General features: G+C 63.1%; 19 protein-coding genes. 3 read left to right on the top strand and 16 right to left on the bottom strand.

From position 1 onward, the window contains the following. Positions 1-75: 75 nt before the first annotated feature. From QTH91_RS07545 to rpsB, 16 genes are all read right to left on the bottom strand, one after another. Positions 76-873 carry a TrmH family RNA methyltransferase gene (locus QTH91_RS07545; RefSeq protein WP_286659370.1) on the bottom strand — a complete coding sequence of 266 codons (798 nt, stop codon included), beginning with the start codon at positions 871-873 and terminating at the stop codon, positions 76-78. Next, positions 870-1,577 (bottom strand): ribonuclease HII, encoded by a 708-nt coding sequence (gene rnhB / locus QTH91_RS07540; protein WP_286659369.1) that lies wholly within the window; start codon positions 1,575-1,577, stop codon positions 870-872. Before rnhB ends, QTH91_RS07545 begins: the two co-directional genes overlap by 4 nt. Further along, complete coding sequence (lpxB, locus tag QTH91_RS07535; protein WP_286659368.1) at positions 1,549-2,694, bottom strand: lipid-A-disaccharide synthase; 1,146 nt, start codon at positions 2,692-2,694, stop codon at positions 1,549-1,551. The genes rnhB and lpxB overlap by 29 nt, the downstream gene beginning before the upstream one ends. Positions 2,695-2,704: 10 nt before the next feature. After that, the gene (gene lpxA, locus QTH91_RS07530; protein ID WP_286659367.1) at positions 2,705-3,493 is read right to left on the bottom strand and encodes an acyl-ACP--UDP-N-acetylglucosamine O-acyltransferase; all 789 of its coding nucleotides are present in this window, start codon (positions 3,491-3,493) and stop codon (positions 2,705-2,707) included. Between the two features lie 22 nt (positions 3,494-3,515). Further along, positions 3,516-3,971, bottom strand: a complete 456-nt coding sequence (gene fabZ, locus QTH91_RS07525) for a 3-hydroxyacyl-ACP dehydratase FabZ (RefSeq protein WP_286659366.1) — start codon at positions 3,969-3,971, stop codon at positions 3,516-3,518. Continuing rightward, positions 3,968-4,960, bottom strand: a complete 993-nt coding sequence (gene lpxD / locus QTH91_RS07520) for a UDP-3-O-(3-hydroxymyristoyl)glucosamine N-acyltransferase (RefSeq protein WP_286659365.1) — start codon at positions 4,958-4,960, stop codon at positions 3,968-3,970. The genes fabZ and lpxD overlap by 4 nt, the downstream gene beginning before the upstream one ends. A 23-nt stretch (positions 4,961-4,983) precedes the next feature. Next, complete coding sequence (locus QTH91_RS07515; protein ID WP_286659364.1) at positions 4,984-5,529, bottom strand: OmpH/Skp family outer membrane protein; 546 nt, start codon at positions 5,527-5,529, stop codon at positions 4,984-4,986. After that, positions 5,529-7,931 carry an outer membrane protein assembly factor BamA gene (gene bamA, locus QTH91_RS07510; RefSeq protein ID WP_286659363.1) on the bottom strand — a complete coding sequence of 801 codons (2,403 nt, stop codon included), beginning with the start codon at positions 7,929-7,931 and terminating at the stop codon, positions 5,529-5,531. The genes QTH91_RS07515 and bamA overlap by 1 nt, the downstream gene beginning before the upstream one ends. Positions 7,932-7,968: 37 nt before the next feature. After that, positions 7,969-9,339 (bottom strand): RIP metalloprotease RseP, encoded by a 1,371-nt coding sequence (rseP, locus tag QTH91_RS07505; protein WP_286659362.1) that lies wholly within the window; start codon positions 9,337-9,339, stop codon positions 7,969-7,971. A gap of 27 nt (positions 9,340-9,366) precedes the next feature. Further along, complete coding sequence (ispC, locus tag QTH91_RS07500) at positions 9,367-10,545, bottom strand: 1-deoxy-D-xylulose-5-phosphate reductoisomerase (protein WP_390367218.1); 1,179 nt, start codon at positions 10,543-10,545, stop codon at positions 9,367-9,369. An 8-nt stretch (positions 10,546-10,553) separates the two neighbouring features. Continuing rightward, positions 10,554-11,399, bottom strand: coding sequence for a phosphatidate cytidylyltransferase (locus QTH91_RS07495; protein ID WP_286659360.1), 846 nt, complete (start codon positions 11,397-11,399; stop codon positions 10,554-10,556). Positions 11,400-11,404: 5 nt separating this feature from the next. Further along, entirely contained in the window at positions 11,405-12,148 is a 744-nt protein-coding gene (uppS, locus tag QTH91_RS07490) for a polyprenyl diphosphate synthase (protein WP_286659359.1), read from the bottom strand. A 19-nt stretch (positions 12,149-12,167) separates the two neighbouring features. Next, complete coding sequence (frr, locus tag QTH91_RS07485) at positions 12,168-12,731, bottom strand: ribosome recycling factor (RefSeq protein ID WP_286659358.1); 564 nt, start codon at positions 12,729-12,731, stop codon at positions 12,168-12,170. Between the two features lie 68 nt (positions 12,732-12,799). Then, entirely contained in the window at positions 12,800-13,522 is a 723-nt protein-coding gene (gene pyrH, locus QTH91_RS07480) for a UMP kinase (RefSeq protein ID WP_286659357.1), read from the bottom strand. 90 nt (positions 13,523-13,612) lie between these two features. Further along, positions 13,613-14,539 carry a translation elongation factor Ts gene (gene tsf, locus QTH91_RS07475; protein ID WP_286659356.1) on the bottom strand — a complete coding sequence of 309 codons (927 nt, stop codon included), beginning with the start codon at positions 14,537-14,539 and terminating at the stop codon, positions 13,613-13,615. Between the two features lie 80 nt (positions 14,540-14,619). Then, the gene (rpsB, locus tag QTH91_RS07470) at positions 14,620-15,372 is read right to left on the bottom strand and encodes a 30S ribosomal protein S2 (RefSeq protein ID WP_286659355.1); all 753 of its coding nucleotides are present in this window, start codon (positions 15,370-15,372) and stop codon (positions 14,620-14,622) included. Positions 15,373-15,638: 266 nt separating this feature from the next. Between rpsB and QTH91_RS07465 the strand changes: the two genes are divergently transcribed. The 3 genes from QTH91_RS07465 to QTH91_RS07455 all read left to right on the top strand — a co-directional run bounded on the left by QTH91_RS07465 (position 15,639) and on the right by QTH91_RS07455 (position 19,076). After that, the gene (locus tag QTH91_RS07465) at positions 15,639-16,964 is read left to right on the top strand and encodes an amidase (protein WP_286659354.1); all 1,326 of its coding nucleotides are present in this window, start codon (positions 15,639-15,641) and stop codon (positions 16,962-16,964) included. A gap of 202 nt (positions 16,965-17,166) precedes the next feature. Next, a complete protein-coding gene (locus QTH91_RS07460; RefSeq protein WP_286659353.1) occupies positions 17,167-17,682 on the top strand; it encodes a MarR family winged helix-turn-helix transcriptional regulator in 516 nt (171 codons plus the stop codon). 137 nt (positions 17,683-17,819) lie between these two features. Next, entirely contained in the window at positions 17,820-19,076 is a 1,257-nt protein-coding gene (locus QTH91_RS07455; RefSeq protein WP_286659352.1) for a D-amino acid dehydrogenase, read from the top strand. Positions 19,077-19,101 lie beyond the last annotated feature (25 nt).

Below are 19,101 nucleotides of genomic sequence, written 5' to 3'. Positions count from 1 at the left end.
TGTGTTGCCTAGGTTGGCGCGGCGGGCGAGGTTCGAGCGGGAAAGCCGCTCATTATAGCCGGGCCATTCACGTTTCTACCGAGATGTGGCCGCCATTGCTGCACTCGCATGGAGGCAGATCGCCGCAGCCGCCGCCACATTGAGCGACTCTTCCCCTCCGGGCTGCACGATCCGGATGGAATGGGTGGCGCGTTGCTGCAACTCGGCAGAGACACCCTGGCCCTCGTGGCCCAGCAGCCAGGCGCAGGGATGCGGCAACGAGCGCTCGGCCTGCGCCTCGTGTAGCCATTGCCCCTGGTGCGAGCTGGTGGCCAGCAAGGGCAACCCCAAGCCGTCCAGTTGTTCCGGCAAGGCGGCTTCGATCAGCCGCAGTCCAAAGTGCGCCCCCATGCCCGCGCGCAGGACCTTGGGCGACCACAGCGCCGCCGTGCCTTTGAGCGCGATCACCTGCTCGAATCCGAAGGCCGCCGCGCTTCTCAGCACGGAACCTACATTGCCTGCGTCCTGCAGGCGGTCGAGCACGACGGCCGCCGCCCCCGGTCGCACCGTCGGCGCCTCCGGAAGATCGATCACGAAACCCATGGGAGCTGGCGACTCCAACCCGCTGACCTCGCGCAGGAGCGCATCGGGCACCACCACGGTCCGTGCAGCGCTGCCCGCCCATTCGGCCTCGGCTTGGGTCCAGGCCGACTCGGCAAACACGGCGGTCGAAGCGCGAAGTCCACGCACGAGCGCTGCGCGGCAGAGATGATCGCCTTCGAGCCAGATGCGACCGACGCGTCGGTAGGCGCCCGGATCCTGCGCCAGCCGACGCAGCTCCTTGAGCAGCGGGTTGTCCCGCGAGTTGATGTGCGTGGGGCCTGCTTCGCTCATCGGGGGACCGGAAGGGGCAAGCTCGATCCGGAGTCGATCTGCATGTTTGCCTGAGGCATCGTGGACGTGTACACCGGTACGACTGCGAGACTCGGCGCGGCGGCCACGGGCGCAAACGATCTGCGGTGATGCTCGCAAGCACCATGCGTGCGCAGCGCAGCCAGATGCTCGGGTGTGCCATAGCCCTTGTGCGCGGCGAAGCCGTAGTTGGGGTACTGCGCGTGCAACTCGTCGCAAAGGCGGTCCCGATGCACTTTGGCCAGAATCGAGGCTGCCGAGATCGCCCTAACGCGTGCGTCGCCGCCGATCACGGCTTCTGCCAGCACGTCGAGCACCGGCAGCCGGTTGCCATCGACCAGAACCTTCCCAGGCTTGAGGCGCAATCCGTCCACGGCGCGACGCATGGCAATCATCGTCGCCTGCAAGATGTTGTGAGCGTCGATCTCTTCCACACTGGCCGAGGCGATGGAGCAGCACAACGCCCTTTCCATGATCAGGTCGTAGAGCCGTTCACGCTTCAGCGGCGTGAGCTGCTTGGAGTCGGCCAGTCCGCGGATTGGCCGCCGGTCGTCCAGGATGACGGCCGCCGCCACCACGGGGCCCGCCAACGGACCACGACCCGCCTCGTCGACGCCGGCCAACAGCCCGGGCGTGTCCCAGGACAAGGTGGCTTGCTTAGCTTGCAAGAACTTTCTCGATCGCATCGGCACAGAGTGTGGGCGTGTCGCGCAGCAATTCTTCGTGCAGCGCGGTGAATCGTTGCGTCAAGTTACTCACCTTGGCCGGCGAGCGCAACCAATCGAGCGTCGAACGCGCCAGCGCCTCGGGGGTCGCTTCGTTCTGGATCAGCTCGGGCACCACGAAGTCGCGGCACAGGATGTTCGGCAAGCCGACCCAGGGCTGCAACTGCTTGGTCAGCATCAGCCGCCAAGTCAGATAGTTCATGTTGTAGGCGATCACCATCGGGCGCTTGAAGAGGGCCGCCTCGAGCGTCGCGGTGCCACTCGCAATCAGCGTCACGTCGCAGGCAGCCAGTACCTCGTGCGATCGTCCCTCGATCAGATGAACCTGCCCCTCCAGGCCTGCAGCACCGATCATCTGGCGCGCCTCGTCGATGAGCGTCGGCAGCGTCGGCAACACGAGCTGTAGGTGGGGCTCGGTCTTCCGCATCAGACGTGCGGCGTCGAGAAAGCGCGGCGCGATGTACCGCAGCTCCGATCGCCTGCTGCCCGGCAACAACGCCACGACCGGCGCCTGGGTCGACAAGCCCAATTTGGCGCGCGCAGCGGCCCGGTCCGGCTCCATCGGGATGACTTGCGCCAGAGGATGCCCAACGTAACTGCCTGCCACGCCGTGGCTGGCCAGAAGCTCAGGCTCGAAGGGGAAGATGCAAAGCACATGGTCCGCCGCAGCGCGAATGTTCTCGATGCGACCGGGCCTCCACGCCCAGATCGACGGACACACGAAATGCACCGTGCGAATCCCTGCGGCCCGCAAGTCCGCTTCCAGGCCCAGATTGAAGTCCGGAGCGTCCACCCCGATGAAGACGTCGGGGCGTTCGTGCAACACTCGCGCCTTGAGCTGACGCCGAATGCTCGCAATTTCCGGGTAGTGCCGAAGGACCTCGATATAGCCGCGAACCGCCAGCTTCTCCTGCGGCCACCACGTCTGGAAACCACGCGCAACCATCTGCGGACCGCCAATGCCGATAGCCTGAACGTCCGGCCACCGCGAATGGAACCCGTCGAGCATCCGACCGGCGAGCAAGTCGCCAGAAGCCTCCCCCGCGACCATCGCGAAGCGCCGCTGCGAAGCGTTCATGTCGAGAGGCTCAGCGCGCGATGCCGCGCGTCGCATCGGCCAGGAAAGCGTCCATCAACGCCACTTCAGCCTTGGCCGATGGCATCTGGCTACCGAGTTCGCGGATGGCCTGACGCGCCTCTTCGAGCGTCTTGCCCTGACGGTACAGCAGCCGATGCATCTGCTTGACCGCGGCCAACTGCTCGCTGTCAAAGCCGCGACGTTTCAAGCCGACGACATTGAAGCCTCGCACCGCCAAAGGGTTGCCGTCCACCAGCATGAACGGAGGCACGTCTTGCGTGACTGCGCTGGCAAAGCCGAGCATCGCGTGCGCACCAATCTTCACGAACTGATGAATCCCCGTGAGTCCGCCCACCGTCACCCAATCACCGAGGGTCACATGCCCGGCGAGCGTCGTATTGTTGGACAGCGTGGTGTGATCGCCGATGACGCAGTCGTGCGCGACATGCGTGTAAGCCATGATCCAGTTGTCGCTGCCGATGCGCGTCGTGCCGCCAGCCTGCGGCACGCCAAGATTGAAGGTGCAGAACTCACGCACCACGTTGCGATCGCCGATCACCAGTTCGGTATCTTCGCCCGCGTACTTCTTGTCCTGCGGCTGCGCGCCGATGGAGCTGAACTGAAAAAACCGGTTGTCTCGTCCGATCGTCGTCCGGCCTTCGACAACGCAGTGCGGCCCGATGGACGTGCCCGCGCCGATGCGTACCTTGGGCCCGATGATGGCGTACGGTCCCACCGACACCGAGGCATCGAGCTCGGCTGCGGCATCGACGATCGCCGTAGGATGAATCTGTGTCATGCGTCGAGCAAGGCCAGCGCGATCACTCGGCGTTGAGTGTCCGCATTGCGCACATGAGTTGCGCTTCGCAGGCCAGTTCTTCGCCGACCATGGCACGACCCGTGAACTTGGAGATGCCAGCCTTCATGCGGCCGATCTCAACCTCCAGCGTCAGTTGGTCTCCCGGCTCGACGGGGCGCTTGAAGCGGGCACCATCGATCGCGGCAAAGTAGTAGATGACGTTTTCGTCCGGCACGATGTCCAGCGAATGAAAAGACAGCAGCGCGGCAGCTTGCGCCATGGCTTCCAGCATCAGCACGCCTGGCATGACGGGGCGATGCGGAAAATGCCCATTGAAGAAGGGCTCGTTCATCGTGACGTTCTTCAATGCCGTGATGCGCTTTCCCTTTTCCATGCTCAGCACCTTGTCGACGAGCAGGAATGGATAGCGATGCGGCAGCAACTTCAGGATCTGATGGATATCGAGCGTGGTCGTCATGATGTCTTATCGTCGTTGCGCGCGAGGGCCTTCTCCAGGACCTTGACCCGTTCGCGCAACGCATGGAGGTTTCGCAGTGTGGCAGCGTTCTTCTCCCACGCCGCATTGTCATCGAATGGAAAAAAGCCGGTGTAGTGGCCCGGCTTGAGAATCGAGCGACTGACCAGCGTTCCCGCCGTCACATGCACGCCGTCGACCAGGGTGAGATGGCCGGAAATCATCCCCGCTCCTCCCACTGTGCAGTTGGCACCGATCCGCGCACTGCCTGCTACGCCTGTGCATGCGGCCATTGCTGTGTTGCGGCCGACATGGACGTTGTGGCCGATCTGGATCAGATTGTCGAGCTTGACGCCGTCTTCGATCACCGTGTCGTCCAGCGCGCCGCGGTCGATGCAGGTATTCGCGCCGATCTCCACGTCGTCGCCGATACGCACCGCGCCCAGTTGCTCGATCTTGACCCAGCCCTGGCTGGAGGGAGCCAGCCCGAAGCCGTCGGCACCGATCACGACGCCGGGATGGAGAAGGCATCGCGCACCGATGACGCAATTTTCGCTGACCGTCACGCTCGCCTTGAGCACAGTCTGCGCACCAATACGAGCGCCACGCTCGACCACGCACAGCGGCCCGACTCGCGCCGTTTCGTCGACCTGCGCGGTCGGATGAATCACTGCGCTGGGATGGATTCGTTCGACCTCGGGCGGCGCATGCCGCGCCTTCCACAGCTGCGTCAATCGCGCGAAGTAGAGATACGGATCGGGCGTGAGGATGTAGTCGCCGCGCAATCGGGCGGCCTCTTCGGCTGGCGCCGAAACGATGACGCAACCCGCCTGCGAAGCAGCCAGGTCCTTCGCAAACTTGGGGTTGGAAAGAAAGGAGAGCGCCTCGGCGGTAGCGGACTGCAACGGCGCCAGACGCTCGATCATGCGCCCGCCGTCCCCATGCAGTTCGCCACCCAAGGCGTCGACAATGGCCTCGAGTTGCAATGCCATACAAATAGCAGGCTTGCCTGCGTCTACCTAGGGTTGGACGCCGACGGATCGCTGCTGGCGCCGCCCGCGTTCAGTGCACGGATCACCTTGTCGGTAATGTCGTGCTTGGGGTTGATGTAGATCGCCTCCTGAAGGATGGCGTCGTAGCGGTCCGACTCTGCAATCTGCTTGATGACGCGATTGGTCCGATCGTAGACCGCCTGCAATTCCTCGTTCTTTCGAGCATTGAGGTCTTCCTGGAACTCACGGCGCTTGCGCTGGAATTCGCGGTCCTGATCGATCAGGGCACGTTGGCGCTGGGCGCGCTGCGTGTCCGAAAGCGTTGGCGCCTCGCGCTCGAAGCGTTCGGACGCAGCCTTGAGAGCTTCGCCCTGGGACTGAAGGTCCTTGTCGCGCTTGGCAAACTCGGCCTCCAGCTTGGCCTGCGCCGCCTTGGCCGGCAATGCCTCACGCAACACGCGATCCGGGTTGACGAACCCGATCCGGAAGCTTTCCTGGGCCTGCGCCGGACTGCCGAACAGTGCCAGCGCACAAGCCAGCACCGCAACGGCACGAAACAAATGATTCATCAGAAGGAAGTTCCGATCTGAAATTGGATGCGCTGAATTCTATCCTTGGGGATGTAGCCAACCTGGTTGACTGCACCCACCTCTTCGTCCTGATACTGGACCGGGAATGCATAGGCAAGGCGCAGCGGACCCAGCGGTGAAATCCAGCTGATGCCCACGCCCACCGAAGCGCGCAACTTCTTCTGCGCCTCCCATTGGGCGTCGGTGATACCGAGGGTGCGGTCGGTGAACACATTGCCAACGTCGAAGAAGCCGTACATCCGCAACGTCCGGTCATTGCCCGCCCCGGGGAAAGGCGTGCTCAGTTCAGCATTGAAGATGGCCTTCTTGGTGCCGCCCAGCGCAGCGCCGGTCACGGCGTCACGCGGACCCAGAGAATTCTGCTCGAAACCACGGATCGAACCCAGACCACCCGCATAGAAGTTCTTGAAGATTGGGTAGACCTCGTCGCCGTACGCCTTCGCGTAGCCCAACTCGCCGTTGAAGGCGAGCGTGTACTGCTTGTTGAGCGGGAAGTACTGCTGCAATTGGTAGCTGCCCTTGTAGTACTTCATGTCGCCGCCCACACCGACTTCGAGGCCGGCGCGTTGCACTCGGCCGCGAGTGGGCACCAAAGCACTGTCTCGCGTGTCGCGAGCCCAGGCGATGGTCAAAGGCACGCCGGTCTTTGTGTCGTCGGAGCACGCCGTGATGTAGTCGCCCTGAGTCGCGCAACCGAAATAGTCGCGGTAGGCCTGCGGCGTCTGCGAAGCGAGGTTGGAACCTGGCTCGAAGCTGTATCGCTCGAGACCGGCGCCAAAGTACACCGTATCGACTTCGCTGAACGGCACGCCAAATCGCAGCGTACCGCCCTCGTTGATCAGCCGGTAGTCACCATCCTGCGTGTAGTACGGGCGCGTGGTGCGGTAGTAAAGGTCGAACGTGCGCGAGATGCCTTCTTGCGTGAAGTACGGATTTGTACTCGTCAGCTGAATGTTGCGGTTGTATTTGCTGGTATTGACATTCAGGCCGAGGTAGTTGCCCGAGCCCAGGAAGTTCTCCTGCTGAATGCCGAAACTGAACGACACCTTTTCTGCCGTCGAGAAGCCCGCCCCCAACTGCAATGACCCGGTGGGCTTTTCAACCACCGACACAGCGAGGTCGACCTGATCAGGCGTGCCGGGCACTTCCTGGGTTTCGATGTTGACGTCAGTGAAGAAGCCCAGGCGGTTCACGCGGTCGCGCGACAGCTTGATACGGTCGCTGTCGTACCACGAAGCCTCGTATTGACGGAACTCACGGCGAATCACTTCGTCGCGCGTCCGGTTGTTGCCGCTGACGACAAGCCGACGCACATAGACGCGCCGGGCGGGTTCCGCCTGCAGGACCAGCGCGACGCGGTTGTTGGTCCGATCGATCTCGGGACGAGCCTGCACGCGCGCGAACGCGTAGCCGAAGCTACCGAAGTAGTCCGAGAAAGCCGTTGTGGTCTGCGTGACCTGCTCGGCGTTGTACGGCTCGCCAGGCTCGATGGTGATCAGCGACTTGAACTCATCGTCGCGGCCCAGGTAGTTACCCTGAAGGCTGACACTGGACACCACGTAGCGCTGCCCTTCCGTCACGTTGATCGTCAACGTGAGATCTTCGCGATCAGGGGAAACGGCGACCTGCGTCGAGTCGATGCGGAACTCGAGATAGCCGCGCTGGAGATAGTAGGAGCGAAGCGTTTCCAGATCGGCGTTGAGCTTGGCGCGCGAGTATTGGTTGGACTTGGTGTACCAACTCAGCCAGCCGCCCGTGTCCAGATCGAAAAGCCCGCGCAGCGTGGACTCGCTGAAGGCCTTGTTGCCGACGACGCGGATGTCCTTGATGCGGGCTGGCTCGCCCTCGGTGACCGTGAAGGTCAGGTTGACCCGGTTGCGCTCGATCGGCGTAACGGTCGTGACCACTTCGGCGTTGTAGAGGCTGCGGCTGATGTACTGCCGCTTGAGTTCCTGCTCGGCCCGATCAGTCAGCGCCTTGTCGTAGGGTCGACCTTCGGCCAGGCCGACTTCGCGCAAGGACTTGACCAACGCATCCTTGTCGAATTCCTTGGACCCGACAAAATCGACTCCGGCCACCGTGGGGCGCTCCTCGACGATGACCACCACCACATTGCCGCTGACATCGATCCGAACGTCCTTGAAAAGACCAAGATCGAACAGTGCGCGGATGGCGGCGGACGCGCGCTCATCGGTGTAGGTGTCGCCCACGCGGATCGGCATGGACGCGAAGATGGTGCCCGGCTCCACGCGCTGAAGGCCTTCGACGCGGATATCCCGCACCGTGAATGGCTCGACTGCCCAAGCCGCAAAGGCTGAAACCGCACCGGCCACCACAAGGACAACGCTGCGCAGACGGAAGCGGCTAGATCTTGTTTTCATTCTGAGATTTGGCCGACGGCGTTCGGCCACAAAGAGGTTAACCAAAGAGCCGGGTCACGTCGTTGAACAGCGCGATCGACATCATGAGCAGCAGAACGGCGATACCACCGCGCTGAAGCCGCTCCATCCATGCATCGGACACGCCGCGACCAGTCAGGCCCTCCCAAAGATAATACATCAGGTGCCCCCCATCGAGGACTGGGAGCGGCATCAGATTGAGCACACCCAGGCTGACGCTGATCAAGGCCAGAAAGCTCAGGTATTGCGTGAGCCCGAGGCTCGCGGATTTGCCAGCGTAGTCGGCGATCGTCAGCGGACCGCTGAGGTTCTTGATGGAGGCTTCACCGACCACCATGCGACCGAGCATGCGAACAGTCAGGGCAGAGACTTCCCAGGTGCGCACGGCCCCGGCCCAAATGCCGTCCAGCGGGCCCTGTCGCACCGTGACGGTCTGCGGGGCCGCGCCGACATAGGCACCAATGCGGCCAACGGCGGTCTCGCCCTCCATCCTTACATCGGGCTCGACGTCCAGGCTAATTTGTCGGCCGCCCCGCTCAATGCGCCAGACCTGGGCCTTCGGGCGAGCACCGTCCACCGAGGTCCGAATGGCCTCGCGCAACTGTTGGCCGTCGACGATGGAGGTTCCGCCGACCGAAAGCACCCGATCGCCCTTTTGCAATCCATCCCGCTCGGCCGCGCCGCCCTTGATGACCTCGCCAATGTCGGGCTGGGTCAACGGCGCGACGATGCCAATGCGGCGAAACATGCTCGCGTCTGCATCCTTGCCTTCGATCTGACTCAAGGCAAGACGGACGGTGTGCACTCGGCCTCGACCGTCGCTGTCGACCTCCAGGTCGAGGTCTTGCTGCTCCAGCGCACCGCGAGTGATGCGCCAGCGCAGACCTTCGAAGGATTCAACAGGCTCCAGGTCGCCGTCGAAACCGGCCCGGAGCACGCGCTCCCCACCGCGTAGACCAGCCTCTTCCGCGATGGTGCCGGCGGCAGGCCGTGCCAAGAGGGCGACTGGCTCCTCAATGCCGATCCAGTTGACGCAGGCGTAGAGCACGATCGCCAGCAGAAGATTGGCCAGAGGCCCCGCCGCCACGATCGCTGCGCGGGCCTTCAGGGACTGGGTGTTGAAGGCGCGATGTCGCTCATGGGCCTCGACCGGCGCCTCGCGCTCGTCGAGCATCCGCACGTATCCCCCAAGTGGAATGGCCCCGATGACGAATTCCGTGTCCTGCCCTGCTCGCTGGTGGCGTGGCTTCCAGCGATAGATGACTTTGCCAAACCCAATGGAGAAACGCAGCACGCGCACGTTGCAGGCCACCGCGACGCGGTAGTGGCCCCACTCATGCACAGCGACCAGCACCCCGAGAGCGACGATGAAAGCGATGATGGTCAGCATGGGGCGATGGTGGGCAAGGCGATGAGATCAGGTTGCCAGACGGTCTGCGGCTGAATGTGCTGCGCGGCGCGCCCTCGCATCCAGGTCCAGGAGATCGGCCAAGGACTGCGGCTTGGAGGGCAACACCGCCTGCAAAGTTTCCAGGTTCACGGCATGAATATGGTCGAAGCGCAGTCGCTCATCAAGAAAGCGCTCGACGGCCACTTCATTGGCCGCGTTGAGTACAGCGGTTGTGCCAGGGGCGGCACGCATCGCCTGCCAGGCCAGTTCCAGCCCAGGGAACCGGCGCTTGTCCGGCACCTCGAAGGTCAGCGATGCCATGGTGCGGAAATCCAGCCGCGCCGCACCGCTTTCCAGGCGCTCGGGCCAAGCCAGCCCGCATGAGATGGGCACGCGCATGTCAGGCGTACCGAGTTGGGCGATCACCGACGCATCCGTGAACTGCACCATCGAGTGAATGACACTCTGCGGGTGGATGACGACCTCGATCTGCTCGGGCCTGACGCCGAAGAGGAAACGCGCCTCGATCACTTCGAGGGCCTTGTTCATCATGGTGGCGGAATCGACCGAAATCTTGCGCCCCATGACCCAATTGGGATGAGCGCAGGCCTCCTTGGGCGTCACGCTGTGCATCGTCGAGGGGTCGCGCGTGCGGAACGGGCCGCCAGAGGCAGTCAGCAGGATCTTGTCGATGCGCCGCGCCCAGGTGCTCGCGTCTTCGGGGAGCGACTGGAAGATGGCTGAATGTTCGCTGTCGATCGGCAACAGCGTGGCGCCGCCCTGCTGGACCGCGGACATGAACAGTTCGCCCCCGACCACGAGAGCCTCCTTGTTGGCCAACAGCAGTCGCTTTCCTGCACGCGCCGCGGCAAGGCAGGGGGAAAGGCCCGCCGCGCCGACAATGGCGGCCATGACGGCGTCCACCTCGTCATGCGCTGCGATGGCTTCGAGTGCGTCAGGCCCACGCAATACCTGGGTCGGCAGATCGTTTCGCCGCAGCAAATCGGCCAGTTGCGCTGCATGCGCATCGCTGGACATCACGGCGTAGCGGGGGCGAAACCGGGCGCACTGTGCCAGAAGATCGTCAACCCGGGTCGCCGCCGACAGCGCAAAGACTTCGAAACGATCCGAATGTCGAGCAACGACGTCCAGAGTGCTGACTCCGATCGACCCGGTCGAACCGAGGATCGTCAGGCGCTGCCTCAAAGACATGTTCATAGAAAGGCCAGCATCATGGCCAGCGGAAGAGTCGGCAAGAGCGCGTCCACTCGGTCAAGCACACCGCCGTGACCTGGCAGGAGTTGGCTGCTGTCCTTGGCACCGGCGCTTCGCTTGACCAGCGACTCAGCAAGATCGCCCATCACGCTCATCGCAGCAAGGAACACCGCGCCGATGATCAAGAGAGGCCATCCACGATCCCACAGACGGGTATAGAGGCTCGCCACCTCGGCCCCCGCCGAGCGATCGGCCCAGACCCAGCAAAGTGCCAGCACCACGACACCAACCATGCCGCCCCAAACGCCCTCCCAGCTTTTACCCGGGCTGATGGCAGGTGCCAGGCGCTCCTTGGTCAGGCGCAATCCGAATGCACGGCCGGCGAAGTACGCAAAGATGTCTGCGACCCAGACAAGCACCAGAATCGAAAGCAGGAAATTGATGCCAACGAGCCGCGCCTGAACCGCCGCGAGCCAGGCCACCCAAAGTACGAGAACGCCGCCCGTAAGGCGCAACGCTCGCGGCAGTCGCGGCCAACCGCTGACTCCGATGCGCAGCAAAAGGATGCCACCGATCACCCACGCAGCGCCAACACACAGCCACAGCCCGCGCCAGGAGTGCTCGAGCCAGCCGAGCAACCATGCTGCACTGCAAAGCGCCGCGCAAAGCACACCCATGAGCACCGAGGCGCCGAAGCCGCAGCCGTTGAGCTTGCCCCATTCCCATCCAGCAGCGCCGATCAAGACGACCATCACGCAGGCGAACGGCACATACGACGGATAGAAGAGCGCAGGCAGAAGGATCGCCAGCAATACAAGCGCGGTAATGATTCGTAGCTTGAGCATGCGTTTCAGGCAGTAGGCTGGTCCGCGGCAGGCGATTCGGTCAGTTGAGCCGACGTCAGCCCGAATCGCCGCTCTCGCTTGGCAAACGCGCCGATGGCTTCATCCAAGGCAGCCTCGTCGAAATCCGGCCAAAGACGATCGCTGAAGTAGAACTCCGAATACGCGCTTTGCCAAAGAAGGAAGTTCGAGATGCGCTGCTCGCCGCCCGTGCGGATGAACAGGTCCGGATCGGGCACATGAGACAGTGCCAGCGCGCGATCGAGCGACGCCTCGGTGATGGCCTCGCCCTCCTCGGCCAGGCGAGCCGCCGCTTGCGCAATGTCCCATCGCCCCCCATAGTTGAAGCAGACGTTGAGAGTGAGCCGGGTGTTGCCGGCAGTAGCCTGCTCAGCCTTGGCAAGCCCTTGCGCAATGCGCTCGGAGAGGTTCGAGCGTTCGCCGACAAATCGCAGACGCACGCCGTCTTCGCGCAGACGTGGCACCTCACGGCCCAGCGCGAGCGCCATCAGTTCCATCAGGCCTGAAACCTCTTCTTGCGGCCGATTCCAATTTTCCGAAGAGAAGGCAAACACCGTGAGCACGCGCACGCCCCGATCGGCGCAAGCCTGCACGCAACGCCTCAGGGATTCAACGCCTTGGCGGTGCCCTGCCACTCTAGGCAGGAAGCGCCGAGTGGCCCAACGGCCATTGCCATCCATGACGATGGCGATGTGGTGAGGCGCAGCCGGCTGCGCGCGGCTATTGGCCATGCAATTTGGACCCTGGCCGTCAGACGGCCAGAACTTCCGCTTCCTTGGCGGCGACGAGCTTGTCGATCTCTGCGATGAAGCGATCCGTGATCTTCTGGACGTCGCCTTCAGCGCGCTTCTGGTCATCTTCCGAAGCCAGCTTGTCCTTGACCAGCTTCTTGACGCCTTCGTTGGCATCGCGACGCAGGTTGCGCATGGCCACCTTGGCCTGCTCACCCTCGGTGCGAACCAGCTTGGTCATTTCCTTGCGGCGCTCTTCGCTCATCGGCGGCATCGGCACGCGGATCAGATCACCCATCGATGCAGGATTGAGGCCCAGGTCGCTCTCGCGGATGGCCTTCTCGATTTTGGCGCCCATGCCCTTTTCCCAGGGCTGGACGCTGATGGTGCGCGAATCGAGCAGTGAAACATTGGCCACCTGGCTCAGCGGAACCTGGGAGCCGTAGTACTCCACGTGCACGGTGTCGAGCAACGCTGGATTGGCTCGGCCGGTACGAATCTTGGTGAGGTTGTTCTGGAAGGCAGCCAGCGACTGCTTCATCTTGGCTTCAGCCTGGGTGCGGATGTCGGCGATAGTGGTCATTTCTTGCGTTCCCGAAAGACAGATGCCGGCGCGCCACTGGGGCGGCCGGCACCCTGCATTGTGTCAGGTCAGGCGTGCACCAGTGTGCCTTCGTCCTCGCCCATCACAACGCGGCGCAGAGCGCCACTCTTCAGGATCGAGAACACCTTGATCGGCAGCTTCTGGTCGCGGCACAAGGCAAAGGCGGTGGCATCCATGATGCCCAGGTTCTTGCTGATGGCTTCGTCGAAAGACAAAGTGGCGTACCGGGTGGCGCTCGGGTCCTTGTTGGGATCTGCGCTGTAGACGCCATCGACCTTGGTGGCCTTGAGGACCAGTTCGGCGCCAATCTCGGCGCCGCGCAGAGCGGCCGCCGTATCGGTGGTGAAAAAGGGATTGCCCGTGCCTGCGGCAAAGACCACCACCTTACCCTCTTCGAGGTACTGAAGCGCCTTGGGGCGAACGTACGGCTCGACCACCTGTTCAATGGCGATCGCTGACATCACGCGGGCCACCAGACCCTGGCGATCCATCGCATCGGCAAGCGCGAGCGAATTCATGACGGTCGCGAGCATGCCCATGTAGTCGGCGGTCGCCCGGTCCATGCCAGCCGCTCCCGCGGCCATGCCCCTGAAGATATTCCCTCCCCCGATGACCACGGCCACCTGAACACCGAGGCCGACCACCTCGGCCACCTCGGCCACCATGCGCTCGATGGTGCCGCGATTGATCCCAAAGGCATCGTCTCCCATCAACGCCTCACCCGACAGCTTCAACAAAATACGCTTATGGGCGGGGCGGGGCTGGGACATAGGCACTTCCTTGATCTGGATGGGCGGAGGGAGTTTAAAGGGAGTTGGGTGCCACGCCACCCCCTACTGAGGGGGCATGGCGACAGGCCGTTACTGCGCGGCAGCAGCCTTGGCTGCAGCCACTTGGGCAGCCACTTCGGCCGCGAAATCGTCAGCCTTTTTCTCGATGCCTTCACCCACGACATAAAGGGTGAAGCCCTTGACGCTGGTATTGGCAGCCTTGAGCATCTGCTCGACGGTTTGCTTGTCGTTCTTCACGAACGGCTGGTTGTGCAGCGAAACTTCCTTGAGGTATTTCTGCACAGCGCCCTCGACGCGCTTGGCCACGATCTCGGCCGACTGAGCCGGCTTGCCTGCAGCCTCGGCGGCCTTGCGATCCTCGTCGGCCTTGCCGGCGGCAACTGCACGTTCCTTCTCGATCAGGTCGGCAGAGACGTCGGACGTCGACAGCGAGACTGGCTTCATCGCAGCGATGTGCATCGCGACATCCTTGGCAGCCACATCGTCACCCTCGAACTCCACGACCACACCGATGCGGGTGCCATGCAAATACGAAGCCAGCTTGGCACCCGAAGCGAAGCGCTTGAAGCGACGGAAGCTCATGTTTTCGCCGATCTTTCCGATCAAACCCTTGCGCACGTCTTCCAGCGTCGGACCGAAGCCATCCTGGCTATAGGCCATAGCACCGAGCGCGGCGATATCAGCGGGGTTGTTCTTGGCGACGAGTTCTGCGGCAGCATTGGCCATGGCCAGGAAGCTGTCGTTCTTCGTGACGAAGTCAGTTTCGCAGTTGATCTCGACCATGGCACCAGCGTTGCCGTCGACATAAGCGGTCACCACGCCTTCGGCGGTAACGCGCGAAGACGCCTTGCCAGCCTTGTTGCCCAGCTTGATGCGCAGCAGTTCTTCTGCTTTTTCCATGTTGCCGTCGGCCTCGGTAAGGGCCTTCTTGCATTCCATCATGGGCGCGTCGGTCTTGGCGCGCAGCTCGGCGACCATGCTTGCGGTGATTGCCATAACGTTTCTCCGTTACTTTCAGTGATCAGGTTAAAAAAAAGGGGCGTCAAGGCCCCTTTTCCAGGCGCTCAAGGCGCAGATCAGGCGGAAGCGCCCTCTTCGACTTCCACGAACTCGTCGCCACCCTCGGCAACGGCCTTGGCCACGTCGGACACTGCGCTTGCACGACCTTCGATGATGGCGTCTGCGATGCCGCGGGCGTACAACTGGACGGCCTTGGCGGAGTCGTCATTGCCAGGAATGACGTAATCGATGCCTTCGGGCGAATGGTTGGAGTCCACCACGCCGATCAGCGGAATGCCCAGCTTCTTGGCTTCGGCAACGGCGATCTTGTGGAAGCCCACGTCGATCACGAAGATGGCGTCGGGCAGCGCACCCATGTCCTGGATGCCGCCGATGTCCTTCTCGAGCTTGGCAATCTCACGTGTGAACGTGAGCTGCTCCTTCTTGCTCAGGCTGTCGAGGCCAGCTTCTTGCTGGGCCTTCATGTCCTTGAGGCGCTTGATGGAGGTCTTGACCGTCTTGAAGTTGGTCAGCATGCCGCCGAGCCAACGGGTATCGACGAACGGAACGCCGGCGCGGCGGGCTTCGTCCGCGACGATTTCGCGAGCTTGGCGCTTCGTGCCCACCATCAGGATGGTGCCGCGATTGGCGGTCAACTGCTTGGCGTACTTCATCGCGTCCTGGAACATCGGAAGCGACTTTTCCAGGTTGATGATGTGAATCTTGTTGCGCTGGCCGAAGATGAACGGGGCCATCTTGGGATTCCAGAACCGGGTCTGGTGGCCGAAGTGAACTCCGGCTTCCAGCATTTCGCGCATGGTGGTCGACATTTGAATGTGCTCCAAAGGTTGGGTCTTAAATCCGGCCCTTCCTTGCGCGCCACGCTCGAACTTGAGGAGCGGACTGCGCAACACCTTGGGCGGGCCGGTTTGCGGATGTGCTTCGCTCGATGACGCCAGACACTGCACAACTAGCAAAGCCGTTGCGCAAATGCATCAAATCAGGGTATGCGCCTGTTGAGCGAAACCCAAAGAGTATAGCACGCAGGACAACCCCGTTTAGCCACTTTTGCCCAGGTGCATTACGCTTGCAACCTATGTTGCCCGACCTCTTCCAGACCCGACAAGCCATCCGCAGTGGCGCACTTGGCGCACGCACCGAAATGGAGCGCTGCCTGAGTATTGCTACGTCCGAGGCTTGTCACCATGCCTTCATCGGTCCCCTATTCGAGAGTGCGCCGACGAACGCTGAGCGCGTCCCCGCCGATGCGGCGCTGGCGGGCCTCGCCGTATCGATCAAGGACCTGTTCGACATTGCCGGGCAACCGACCCCCGCCGGTTCCGTCGTTTTGTCTCACTCGCCACCGGCACCGGCAGATGCTCCCGCGGTCGCTCGGCTCGTCGCGGCAGGCGGTGTGCCCATCGGGCGAACCAATATGTCGGAGTTCGCCTTTTCGGGGGTCGGCGTCAATCCGCACCATGGCACGCCCGCCAATGCAGCTGACGGTTCGACGAAACGCGTGCCTGGTGGCTCGTCGAGCGGAGCCGCCGTTTCTGTCGCGACCGGAGCGGCGTTCATTGGCCTGGGCTCGGACACCGGCGGCTCGATTCGCATACCCGCTGCGTTGAACGGCATCGTGGGTTTCAAGAGCACGGCCCGATGGGTCCCGACGCAGGGTGCGCTACCGCTTTCAACAACTTTGGATACGGTCTGCGCCATGACCCGGTCGGTGCGCGATGCGATCCTCGCGCATGAGATTCTTGCGGCGCGCCGGGTCTCGGCCGGCCCAAACCACTTGCGCGATTGCCGCTTTGCTGTGGCTCGCGAACTGTTCCAGGACGGCATGGATCCTGCCGTGGCGCGAGCATTCGAAAGCGCGCTGAGCAAGCTGTCAGTGGCCGGAGCTCGCATCGAAGAGATCTCGCTTCCCGCGCTGGCCGACTTGCCCGCCATCAATTCCACCGGGGGATTTTCCGCGGCAGAAAGCTATGCCTGGCACCGACTCCTTCTGGAGCGCAGCGCCGCCGGCTACGACCCGAGGGTTGCGCAACGCATTCTTCGCGGTGCGCCGATGCGGGCATTCGAATACATCGACCTCATCCATGCCCGCGCCCAGTGGATCGATCGGATGACGGCAGCCCTTGAAGGCTTCGACGCAGTGCTCTCGCCGACGGTGCCCGTGACGGCTCCGCCTATCGCCGACGTTGCTCCGGGAGCCGAGCGCGACGATGCATTTTTTGCGCTGAACGCCCTGCTTTTGCGCAACCCATCGGTCATCAACATGCTCGATGGCTGCGCCATCTCCTTGCCTTGTCATTCCGCTGGGGACCTCCCGGTCGGACTGATGATCTGGCATGCGGGACTGCGTGACGATCACATTCTCGGCATTGCCCTGCTTGCCGAATCACAGTTGCGCGAGTAACTGCCGGCCGGCGCCAGATCTCGTGTGGCTCTGAAAGCTCATCAAAGTGCTTCAAAGCGCTGAATTAGGGTCAGATCCCTTTTAGGGCGCGAATTTATCAGGGTTAACCCTGCAATACTTCTCGGACCAAAGAGAACTAAAGGTTTCTTTCTTGGGCTAGCGCCATATCCTTACAACTGAAACTACAACAAGGAGCAGCCCAATGAACATCCAGTCCCGCCTTGATCGCCTTCTTGCCGGCCCCCCGGCGGAAATTGTCGACGCGGTCGCTGCGTCGCGGGCGCTGTTTCGTGTCTCGCACCTGCTCCAGGAGCGAATCGATGCCGAGCTGTCGGACTTCGGCATCGACATGCGCGAATACCTGGCACTCGTGCTCATCGCCGACGATGCCTCGGAGCCTCTCCGCCCCTCTGTCCTGAGCAGTGCTCTCGACGCGACCCGCACCCAGGTCACACGCCTGCTGGACGGCATGGAGCGCAAGGGCCTGGCTCGGCGACTTCCCGGCAGTCAGGACGACCGTCGCAGTCTGCACTTGGTGCTGACCCAGTCCGGCCGACAGACCCTGGAGCGCGTGACGCCAAGCGTCCATGCGGCCTGCTTGTCGGGATGGGCCGGTTTGGGAGCGGGACAGACCACCCAAACCCTCGCGCTGTTGCGCATCATGCTCAAGTGGCTGACGCCCGCGGCAACGCCGCCGGACCTGTCCATGGCCAGATAGTCAAGCGCGCCCACAAGGCCTCGCGCCCCTCTGCCGATTTGGCCCATTGCCTCGTCTATGCTCGCTCTTCCGCGCGGTCGGGAGCGCTGAAACCGATCCGGCCCCTGTCGCGCCTCACATAGACACAGTTCAGACTCATGAGAATCGCGATCGTGGGCGCCGGCGTCATCGGCGTAACCACCGCCTGGGAGTTGGCGCACGACGGACACGAAGTCGACGTCTTCGAGCGTCGAAGCGCCGTTGCCGAAGAATCCAGCTTTGCAAATGCGGGCGTCATCGCGCCCGGCTACGTCACGCCGTGGGCAGCGCCCGGCATGGCAGGGAAGGTCTTGCGTTCGCTGTTCTCGAAGCATGGCGCAGTCAAGCTGCGCTGGCCGCTCGGCGGATCGGAGCTCCAATGGATATCGCGCTGGCGTCAAGCCTGCGCCCTCGAGACCTATCTGAAGAATCGTGCGCGGATGCAGCGCCTGGCCTTCTACAGCCGCCAGCGTCTGCATGGCATCGTGACCGAACGCGAGATCGAATACGACCACAGCCAGGGCTACATGGTGCTGCTGCGCGGAGCGGCGGAACAAAAGCTCGTTCAGCCAGGCCTGGAGGTGCTGCGCGCAGCGGGAACCAAGTTCTCCGAGATCGACGCCGACGAGGCAAGGCGCATCGAGCCTGCCCTGAATACTCAGACTGAATTGACAGGCGCCATTCACCTGCCCGAGGACGAGGTGGGCAACTGCAGGCAGTTTGTCTCGCTGCTCAAGCGCGAGGCCGAGTCGCTGGGCGCCCAGTTCCATTTCGGCTGCGACATCGCGCCCCTCGACCGCGCCCATCCGCGATCGCTTCGGCTTGCAGCCGGCTCGCCTGAAATTGCTTACGACGCCGTCATCGTCTGCGCGGGCCTGGGAAGCGCCGACCTTCTGCGTCCCATCGGCGTTCACATCCCCATGGTGGCCGTCTACGGGCATTCAGTGGGCGCCGCCATCGGAGAAGCAGCTCTGGCGCCGGTGAGCGCCGTGATGGACGAACGATTCAAGGTCGCGATCAGCCGCATGGGGATGCGTCTGCGCGTGGCCGGCGGGGCCGAGTTGGGCGGGACGCCCGGGGAGCCGAACAAGAAAGCGATCCAGACGCTCTTCAAGGTGCTGCACGACTGGTTTCCGTCGGCCGCCCGCATCCAGACTGGGTTGCAGATCTGGAAAGGCGCACGACCCATGCTTCCCGACGGACCGCCCGTACTCGGGGCGAGCGGAGTGCCCGGCGTATGGCTCAACCTGGGACATGGGTCGAGCGGCTGGGCGCTTTCCTGCGGCAGCGCACGGGTGCTGGCCGATCTGATCGCAGGACAGGACGCCGGCATCGACCTGGAAGGTCTGAGCATCGAACGCCTCAGTCAAACCTGACATCGCTGCGATGGGAAAGGCAGAT

It is taken from the genome of Variovorax dokdonensis, from assembly GCF_030316895.1.
Lineage (GTDB): Bacteria > Pseudomonadota > Gammaproteobacteria > Burkholderiales > Burkholderiaceae_C > Variovorax > Variovorax dokdonensis.
The sequence above is the reverse complement of the archived record's forward strand: the minus strand, read 5'-3'. Positions and strand labels throughout refer to the sequence as shown.

Excerpts from the sequence above, each read along its gene's own strand:
- lpxD (WP_286659365.1), bottom strand. The coding sequence starts at position 4,960 with ATGGCATTGCAACTCGAGGCCATTGTCGACGCCTTGGGTGGCGAACTG.
- lpxB (WP_286659368.1), bottom strand. The coding sequence starts at position 2,694 with ATGAACGCTTCGCAGCGGCGCTTCGCGATGGTCGCGGGGGAGGCTTCT.
- QTH91_RS07465 (WP_286659354.1), top strand. The coding sequence starts at position 15,639 with ATGTTGCCCGACCTCTTCCAGACCCGACAAGCCATCCGCAGTGGCGCA.
- QTH91_RS07515 (WP_286659364.1), bottom strand. The coding sequence starts at position 5,529 with ATGAATCATTTGTTTCGTGCCGTTGCGGTGCTGGCTTGTGCGCTGGCA.
- lpxA (WP_286659367.1), bottom strand. The coding sequence starts at position 3,493 with ATGACACAGATTCATCCTACGGCGATCGTCGATGCCGCAGCCGAGCTC.
- QTH91_RS07545 (WP_286659370.1), bottom strand. The coding sequence starts at position 873 with ATGAGCGAAGCAGGCCCCACGCACATCAACTCGCGGGACAACCCGCTG.
- rpsB (WP_286659355.1), bottom strand. The coding sequence starts at position 15,372 with ATGTCGACCACCATGCGCGAAATGCTGGAAGCCGGAGTTCACTTCGGC.
- QTH91_RS07460 (WP_286659353.1), top strand. The coding sequence starts at position 17,167 with ATGAACATCCAGTCCCGCCTTGATCGCCTTCTTGCCGGCCCCCCGGCG.
- frr (WP_286659358.1), bottom strand. The coding sequence starts at position 12,731 with ATGACCACTATCGCCGACATCCGCACCCAGGCTGAAGCCAAGATGAAG.
- rseP (WP_286659362.1), bottom strand. The coding sequence starts at position 9,339 with ATGCTGACCATCATCGCTTTCATCGTCGCTCTCGGGGTGCTGGTCGCT.
- QTH91_RS07495 (WP_286659360.1), bottom strand. The coding sequence starts at position 11,399 with ATGCTCAAGCTACGAATCATTACCGCGCTTGTATTGCTGGCGATCCTT.
- bamA (WP_286659363.1), bottom strand. The coding sequence starts at position 7,931 with ATGAAAACAAGATCTAGCCGCTTCCGTCTGCGCAGCGTTGTCCTTGTG.
- tsf (WP_286659356.1), bottom strand. The coding sequence starts at position 14,539 with ATGGCAATCACCGCAAGCATGGTCGCCGAGCTGCGCGCCAAGACCGAC.
- uppS (WP_286659359.1), bottom strand. The coding sequence starts at position 12,148 with ATGGCCAATAGCCGCGCGCAGCCGGCTGCGCCTCACCACATCGCCATC.
- QTH91_RS07455 (WP_286659352.1), top strand. The coding sequence starts at position 17,820 with ATGAGAATCGCGATCGTGGGCGCCGGCGTCATCGGCGTAACCACCGCC.
- rnhB (WP_286659369.1), bottom strand. The coding sequence starts at position 1,577 with ATGCGATCGAGAAAGTTCTTGCAAGCTAAGCAAGCCACCTTGTCCTGG.
- fabZ (WP_286659366.1), bottom strand. The coding sequence starts at position 3,971 with ATGACGACCACGCTCGATATCCATCAGATCCTGAAGTTGCTGCCGCAT.
- pyrH (WP_286659357.1), bottom strand. The coding sequence starts at position 13,522 with ATGTCCCAGCCCCGCCCCGCCCATAAGCGTATTTTGTTGAAGCTGTCG.